Raw genomic sequence first — 848 nt, forward strand, 5'->3', positions numbered from 1 at the left:
ATGAGCAAGAGTTTCTTCATCGCGAAGATCGGATTGTTATCTACAGTACGGACTATATGGAGCAGCGTTTATTGCCAACATTGCTCCCTTATGTTCAAGAACATGCGCCTAACTTAAGTCTAGTATTCAAAAATACAATGGGGCGTTTGCCTCGATCAGAACTAGAGAATGGCTTGTGTGATATTGCGATTGCGGGGTTTTATTCTGATTTGCCTGATTCATTTCGAAATCAGTACTTAGATACTGAGACGTTCAAAGTGTTGGTTGATCGCTCAAATAGTATTGTGGGTGATCAGCTTGATTTAGAAAGTTATTTGCGTTGTCACCATTTGGTCACGACTTTAACGGGAGATTTAAACGGGAATATCGATAAAGCCTTAAAACGTATGGGTAAAAAGAGAAATGTGATTGCAGGAGTATCGAGTTTCTTATCTCCGGCAAGTGTGGTCGTGCATTCCGATTTAGTGGTGACTTGTTTGGGTACGATCGCAGAAAAGGCATGTGAGTTATACCCTTCACTGCAAGTACACTCTTTGCCTTTGCCAGATCAATCAATTCGGATTAATCAGATATGGCATGAGCGCACTCAAAATGATCCCTTGCGCCAATGGTTAAGAGCTCAGATCAAAGACTTGATTTGATCTGAGCTCATTGAAGGTGAAGTCGATAAGTTGTGAGCGCGAATTCCATTGTTCAACTGATCTTATGATTTTTTTGTACTCAGTATTTCGCGATATTTTTGCATGATAATTAGCATCACAATACTCGCTAGGCGCTCGTATATATCGCTCATATGCGCTTTATTTGGAAGGTTGTCACGTAATACGTTTTGAATGGTTTTAAAGCGA

Annotated in this window: 1 protein-coding gene; it reads left to right on the forward strand. The window is 40.3% G+C overall.

What is annotated here, in order from left to right:
* Positions 1 to 641: LysR substrate-binding domain-containing protein (locus tag A3739_RS26790; protein WP_068503408.1), on the forward strand; the 641-nt coding region annotated here is incomplete at its 5' end.
* Positions 642 to 848: the final 207 nt, after the last annotated feature.

This window comes from Oleiphilus sp. HI0067, assembly GCF_001635735.1.